The 6,500-nt window shown below is 49.6% G+C and carries 6 protein-coding genes and 2 pseudogenes; 3 read left to right on the forward strand and 5 right to left on the reverse strand.

All coding sequences use genetic code 11. From position 1 onward, the window contains the following. Nucleotides 1-165: IS1 family transposase (locus BGK49_RS25880; protein ID WP_047664789.1), on the reverse strand; the 165-nt coding region annotated here is incomplete at its 3' end. Between the two features lie 133 nt (nt 166-298). Continuing rightward, on the reverse strand, nt 299-2,344 hold the full coding sequence (dcp, locus tag BGK49_RS08240; RefSeq protein ID WP_000210377.1) for a peptidyl-dipeptidase Dcp: 2,046 nt from the start codon (nt 2,342-2,344) through the stop codon (nt 299-301). 136 nt (nt 2,345-2,480) lie between these two features. Here dcp and ydfG point away from each other — a divergent pair, with 136 nt between their 5' ends. The 3 genes from ydfG to ydfZ all read left to right on the forward strand — a co-directional run bounded on the left by ydfG (nt 2,481) and on the right by ydfZ (nt 4,383). Beyond that, nucleotides 2,481-3,227: a bifunctional NADP-dependent 3-hydroxy acid dehydrogenase/3-hydroxypropionate dehydrogenase YdfG gene (gene ydfG / locus BGK49_RS08245; protein WP_069375722.1), complete on the forward strand. Its 747-nt coding sequence runs from the start codon at nt 2,481-2,483 to the stop codon at nt 3,225-3,227. Nucleotides 3,228-3,315: 88 nt separating this feature from the next. Then, the gene (gene rspR, locus BGK49_RS08250; protein WP_046891723.1) at nt 3,316-4,002 is read left to right on the forward strand and encodes a DNA-binding transcriptional regulator rspR; all 687 of its coding nucleotides are present in this window, start codon (nt 3,316-3,318) and stop codon (nt 4,000-4,002) included. A gap of 177 nt (nt 4,003-4,179) precedes the next feature. Beyond that, nucleotides 4,180-4,383 carry a putative selenium delivery protein YdfZ gene (gene ydfZ, locus BGK49_RS08255; RefSeq protein ID WP_000214712.1) on the forward strand — a complete coding sequence of 68 codons (204 nt, stop codon included), beginning with the start codon at nt 4,180-4,182 and terminating at the stop codon, nt 4,381-4,383. Nucleotides 4,384-4,418: 35 nt separating this feature from the next. On the opposite strand, the gene BGK49_RS08260 is transcribed toward ydfZ, so the two are convergent. The 3 genes and pseudogenes from BGK49_RS08260 to BGK49_RS08270 all read right to left on the reverse strand — a co-directional run. After that, nucleotides 4,419-5,879 (reverse strand): mannitol dehydrogenase family protein, encoded by a 1,461-nt coding sequence (locus tag BGK49_RS08260; RefSeq protein ID WP_046891724.1) that lies wholly within the window; start codon nt 5,877-5,879, stop codon nt 4,419-4,421. A gap of 88 nt (nt 5,880-5,967) precedes the next feature. Then, a pseudogene (locus BGK49_RS08265) lies at nt 5,968-6,126 on the reverse strand (MHS family MFS transporter YdfJ); the annotation flags it as partial. Nucleotides 6,127-6,137: 11 nt separating this feature from the next. After that, a pseudogene (locus BGK49_RS08270) lies at nt 6,138-6,500 on the reverse strand (IS1-like element IS1X2 family transposase); the annotation flags it as partial.

Below are 6,500 nucleotides of genomic sequence, written 5' to 3' on the forward strand. Positions count from 1 at the left end.
TTTCTGGTGCGTACCGGGCTGAGAGGCGGTGTAAGTGAACTGTAGTTGCCATGTTTTACGGCAATGAGAGCAGAGATAGCGCTGATGTCCGGCAGTGCTTTTGCCGTTACGCACCACGCCTTCAGTAGCGGAGCAGGAAGGACATCTGATGGAAATGGAAGCCACGCAAGCACCTTAAAATCACCATCATACACTAAATCAGTAAGTTGGCAGCATTACCTGCCCTCGTCCAGCTGCTGCAATTACTGCTATAACCAGGCTGGCCTGGCGATATCTCCAGGCCAGCCATTGGTGGTGTTTATATATTCAAGCCACGATGTTGCAGCATCGGCATAATCTGAGGAGCCTTACCGCGCCATTGTCGATACAGGCGTTCCAGATCTTCGCTGTTACCTCTGGAAAGGATCGCCTCGCGAAAACGCTGCCCATTTTCACGCGTTAATCCGCCCTGCTCAACAAACCACTGGTAACCATCATCGGCCAACATTTGCGTCCACAGATAAGCGTAATAACCTGCAGCATATCCGCCACCAAAAATATGGGCGAAATAACTGCTGCGATAGCGTGGCGGTATAGCAGGAAGATCCATATTTTCCGCCACCAGCGCCCGCAATTCAAAATCATCGACATCCTGCATTGCTTCGTTTTCTTCCAGGCAATGCCAGCGCATATCGAGAAGTGCGGCGCTAAGCAGTTCGCTCATCTCATACCCTTTGTTGAACAGGCTGGCATTACGCATTTTCTGTTGCAGTTCGTCAGGCATTGCTGCCCCGCTCTGATAATGCCGGGCGTAGCGAGCGAATACCTGCGGATGCGTTGCCCAGTGTTCGTTGATTTGCGACGGAAATTCGACAAAATCACGCGGCGTGTTGGTGCCGGAAAGCGTGGCATAACGCTGGCGGGCAAAAAGGCCGTGCAGCGTATGACCAAATTCATGGAATAAGGTTATGACATCATCCCAGTGTAACAACGCAGGCTCACCGGCAGCGGGTTTCTGATAATTGCAAACGTTATAAATTACCGGATGCGTTTCATTAAGCGTTGATTGCTCAACAAAATTGCCCATCCATGCACCGCCGCTTTTTGAATCACGGGCGAAGAAATCACCGTAAAATAACGCCAGTCCCACGCCATTATGATCAAAAATTTCCCACACACGAACGTCAGGATGGTAGACAGGAATATCAAAACGTTCGACAAACTTAATACCGAAGAGCTGATTCGCGGTCCAGAATACACCTTCATTCAACACCGTGTTTAATTCAAAATATGGCTTGAGCTGCGCCTCATCAAGATCCAATTTCTCCCGCCGTACCTGTTCGGCATAAAATGCCCAGTCCCACGGCTGCGCGCTAAACCCGCCTTGCTGCTTATCGATAACCGCCTGTATGGAGGCTAATTCATCGCTAGCACGTTGACGCGCCGCTGGAACAATTTCCCGCATAAAGTTGAGTGCTGCTTCTGGCGTTTTTGCCATCTGATCGGCGATTTTCCATGCGGCATAATGAGGAAAACCAAGCAGTTTCGCCTGCTGTGCGCGAATCTCTACCAGACGTTGAATGATAGCGCGGGTATCATTGGCATCATTTTTTTCCGCTCGCGTCCAGCCCGCAATAAACAGTTTTTCACGCGTCGCACGATCGCGCATCTCGGCAAGCGCCGGTTGTTGGGTGGTATTCAGCAGCGGAATCAGCCATTTGTTATCCAGACCTTTCTCGCGAGCCGCCTCTGCCGCCAGCGCAATCTCTTGCTCACTCATTCCTGCCAGCTGCGCGATATCGTTCACAACCAGACCGCCGGATTTATTTGCTGCCAGTAATCGCTGGTTAAACTGGCTGGTCAGGGTCGCAGCTTCTGTATTCAGTACTTTTAATTTTGCTTTATCAGCTTGCGCAAGTTTGGCTCCGGCAAGGACAAAACGTTGATGAATCACCTCCACCAGGCGGATGGATTCACTATCAAGCCCCAGGGATTCACGGCGCTGCCAGACAGCATCTACCCGCGCGAATAATTCACCGTTCAGATAGATATCATTAGCCAGTTCCGCCAGTTCAGCGGAAAACTGTTCATCAAGACGCTGTAATTCATCATTGGTATGCGCCGCAGTCATCGCAAAAAAGACGCTGGTAACGCGGGTAAGTAATTCTCCGCTTTGTTCCAGTGCCAGAATAGTATTGTTGAAATCAGGCGTTTGCGGGTTAAGCGCGATGGCAGCAATTTCTGCCCGCTTTTGCTGCATTCCCTCATCGAATGCCGGGCGATAGTGATGATTGGCAATTTGATCAAAATGGGGAGCCAGATACGGTAGTGTGCTTTGCACAAGGAAAGGATTCATTGTTGTCATTTTCTTCTCCTGAACGCGAGGTGTTCCATAGCGTAGGCTTACTGATAACGGAGTGCAATCTTACAAACCAGTATTACCCGCTCTTAAGCATCACGTGCTATGTTATTGACACACAAAAGCGTTGAGGAACAGTGAGATGATCGTTTTAGTAACTGGAGCAACGGCAGGTTTTGGTGAATGCATTACTCGTCGTTTTATTCAACAAGGGCATAAAGTTATCGCCACTGGCCGTCGCCAGGAACGGTTGCAGGAGTTAAAAGACGAACTGGGAGATAATCTGTACATCGCCCAACTGGACGTTCGCAACCGCGCCGCTATTGAAGAGATGCTGGCATCGCTTCCTGCCGAGTGGTGCAATATTGATATCCTGGTAAATAATGCCGGCCTGGCGTTGGGCATGGAGCCTGCGCATAAAGCCAGCGTTGAAGACTGGGAAACGATGATTGATACCAACAACAAAGGCCTGGTATATATGACGCGCGCCGTCTTACCGGGTATGGTTGAACGTAATCATGGTCATATTATTAACATTGGCTCAACGGCAGGTAGCTGGCCTTATGCCGGTGGTAACGTTTACGGTGCGACGAAAGCGTTTGTTCGTCAGTTTAGCCTGAATCTGCGTACGGACCTGCATGGTACGGCGGTGCGCGTCACCGACATCGAACCGGGTCTGGTGGGTGGCACCGAGTTTTCCAATGTCCGCTTTAAAGGCGATGACGGTAAAGCGGAAAAAACCTATCAAAATACCGTTGCATTGACGCCAGAAGATGTCAGCGAAGCCGTTTGGTGGGTGTCAACGCTGCCTGCTCACGTCAATATCAATACCCTGGAAATAATGCCGGTTACCCAAAGCTATGCCGGACTGAATGTCCACCGTCAGTAATTTTTATACCCGGCATAACTGCCGGGTTATTGCTTGTCACAAAAAAGTGGTAGACTCATGCAGTTAACTCACTCACAAGCAAGAACGAATGACCGTCGAAACGCAACTTGATCCCACACAGCCTGTCAATCAGCAAATTTATCGTATCCTTCGTCGCGACATTGTCCATTGCCTGATTGCTCCAGGCACACCGTTGTCGGAAAAAGAAGTTTCTGTTCGTTTCAATGTGTCACACCAGCCGGTTCGTGAAGCCTTTATTAAACTGGCGGAAAACGGCCTGATTCAAATTCGTCCACAGCGTGGCAGCTACGTCAACAAAATTTCCATGGCCCAGGTGCGCAACGGCAGTTTTATCCGTCAGGCCATTGAGTACGCGGTGGCGCGTCGGGCGGCGAGCATGATTACCGAAAGCCAGTGCTACCAACTGGAACAAAATCTTCACCAGCAACGCATTGCCATTGAGCGCAAGCAACTGGATGATTTTTTTGAACTTGATGACAACTTCCATCAACTCCTGACGCAGATTTCCGACTGTCAACTGGCGTGGGATACCATTGAGAACCTGAAAGCGACCGTTGATCGCGTGCGCTATATGAGTTTCGACCATGTTTCTCCACCAGAAATGCTGTTACGCCAGCATCTTGATATTTTCTCTGCCCTGCAAAAACGTGATGGCGATGCGGTAGAACGTGCAATGACGCAACATTTGCAGGAAATCAGCGAATCCGTGCGCCAGATCCGCCAGGAAAACAGCGACTGGTTTAGCGAAGAGTAATTCATTTACTCTCATCCCATCCGGGATGAGAGGCTTTTCCCCCCGCCTTACGGCTCATGCATGCATCAAAAAAGATGTGAGCTTGATCAAAAACAAAAAATATTTCACTCGACAGGAGTATTTATATTGCGCCCGTTACGTGGGCTTCGACTGTAAATCAGAAAGGAGAAAACACCTATGACGACCTACGATCGTAACCGTAACGCAATCACCACTGGCAGCCGTGTTATGGTTAGCGGCACCGGTCACACTGGCAAGATCCTGTCGATTGATACTGAAGGTCTGACCGCTGAGCAAATCCGCCGCGGAAAAACCGTAGTTGTTGAAGGTTGTGAAGAGAAACTGGCACCTCTGGACCTGATTCGTCTCGGCATGAACTAAGTGTGTGAATGCCGCCGATGGCGGCATTGCTTTTTTTACTTCACGGAATATTTCGCCACGGTCGCTTTCGCTCCATGCGCTAATAAAGACAAGTACGCTTCCGTCACTTTTGCAGTAAACAAGCTATTGTCTGGCAAATCATCACCAAAGATTGCCTTAATCGCCAGCAATGACTGGACGCGCGCTTTCCCTTCGGCACTACTTTGTACAGCCTTCTGAATAACAGGTAACAGTGGGTCACTGATTTCTATCGGATTTCCCTGTTCATCAACACCACCGACATAACGCATCCAACCCGCGACGCCCAGCGCCAGCAGATCGAACTTGCTGTCATGCGCCAGATGCCAGCGAACAGAATCCAACATCCGCTGTGGCAATTTCTGGCTACCATCCATCGCAATCTGCCAGGTTCGATGACGTAACGCCGGATTGCTATAGCGTTCAATTAATCGGTTAGCGTAATCTTGCAAATCAACGCCCTGCACTTTCAGCGTCGGCGCTTGTTCCTGCAACATCAAGCCATACGCCGCATAACGATAATGTTCATCTTCCATGCAGTCATTAATGTGCTGATATCCGGCAAGATAACCCAAATACGCCAGGAATGAATGACTGCCGTTGAGCATGCGCAACTTCATCTCTTCATAAGGCAGCACATCACTAACCAGTTCGGCTCCCGCTTTTTCCCATTCTGGACGTCCGGCAACAAAGTTATCTTCTATTACCCACTGGCGGAAAGGTTCACAGGCAACGCCCGCAGGATCGCGCACACCGGTAAGTTGTTCGATTTTCGCCAGCGTATCCTCTGTCACTGCGGGCACAATACGGTCCACCATTGTTGATGGGAAAGTCACGTTATCTTCGATCCATTGTGCCAGTTTTACATCAACAGCTTTCGCGTATGAAGTGACAACGTCACGCATAACATGACCGTTTTCTGGCATGTTGTCACATGACATGACGGTAAATGCGGGAAGTCCTGCCGCTTTACGGCGGGCCAGCGCCTCAACAATCACCCCTGTTGCTGTTTTCGGCTGGTGGGGATTTTGCACGTCGGCAGCGACCATCGGGTGATCGAGCATTAACTGTCCGGTCGCCGGAGAGTGGAAATACCCTTTTTCGGTGATTGTCAGAGAGACAATCGCGATTTGCGGTTCACACATCGCAGCCAACACGGTTTCTAAGCCATCCATCTGTACGTGCAAGGCTTTTTTAACGACGCCAACGACGCGAGCCGTCCACGCATCGGCCGACATTTCCGCAACGGTATAAAGATTATCTTGCTGTTGTAAATCGGCAATTTGCTGTTCGCCGCCGATTAAGTTGACCTCATAATATCCCCAGTCACTGAAATGTTCTGTAGCAAGAATATCGGCATACACGCCCTGATGCGCACAGTGAAATGCACCAAAGCCTAAATGAACAATTCTTGGGGCTAGGTTATTACGATCATAAACAGGGAGTGTCGCTTTTGCTGATAACAAATTATTTCCCATAACAATTCCTTAAATTTAAATATGGCAAGCTATATGTTTTGTTATATGAATAAAAATCCCCTCTCCGGTAAGAGAAGGGATTGAGGGTTTACAGACTTCTGGAAGGTTGCGCAGCTCTTACAACACGCGGTTGATCTTCCGCAGCGTCTTCCAGCGCACTTAAATCACGGTCTTTCACCTCTGGCATTTTCAGCGCAGAGATTAAACCAATCACTGAATATGCCATGATCATAATGGCGATCGGGTAATGACTCCAACTCACTGATAGTGTTTTATGTTCAGATAATGCCCGATGACCTTGTCATGCAGCTCCACCGATTTTGAGAACGACAGTGACTTCCGTCCCAGCCTTGCCAGATGTTGTCTCAGATTCAGATTATGTCGCTCAATGCGCTGAGTGTAACGCTTGCTGATAACGTGCAGCTTTCCCTTCAGGCGTGATTCATACAGCGGCCAGCCATCCGTCATCCATACCACGACCTCAAAGGCCGACAGCAGGCTCAGAAGACGCTCCAGTGTGGCCAGAGTGCGTTCACCGAAGACGTGCGCCACAACCGTCCTCCGTATCCTGTCATACGCGTAAAACAGCCAGCGCTGACGTGATTTAGCACCGACGTAGCC

The organism is Shigella sp. FC1544 (assembly GCF_001722145.1).
Taxonomy (GTDB): domain Bacteria; phylum Pseudomonadota; class Gammaproteobacteria; order Enterobacterales; family Enterobacteriaceae; genus Escherichia; species Escherichia coli.

Excerpts from the sequence above, each read along its gene's own strand:
- ydfG (WP_069375722.1), top strand. The coding sequence starts at position 2,481 with ATGATCGTTTTAGTAACTGGAGCAACGGCAGGTTTTGGTGAATGCATT.
- BGK49_RS08260 (WP_046891724.1), bottom strand. The coding sequence starts at position 5,879 with ATGGGAAATAATTTGTTATCAGCAAAAGCGACACTCCCTGTTTATGAT.
- dcp (WP_000210377.1), bottom strand. The coding sequence starts at position 2,344 with ATGACAACAATGAATCCTTTCCTTGTGCAAAGCACACTACCGTATCTG.
- ydfZ (WP_000214712.1), top strand. The coding sequence starts at position 4,180 with ATGACGACCTACGATCGTAACCGTAACGCAATCACCACTGGCAGCCGT.
- rspR (WP_046891723.1), top strand. The coding sequence starts at position 3,316 with ATGACCGTCGAAACGCAACTTGATCCCACACAGCCTGTCAATCAGCAA.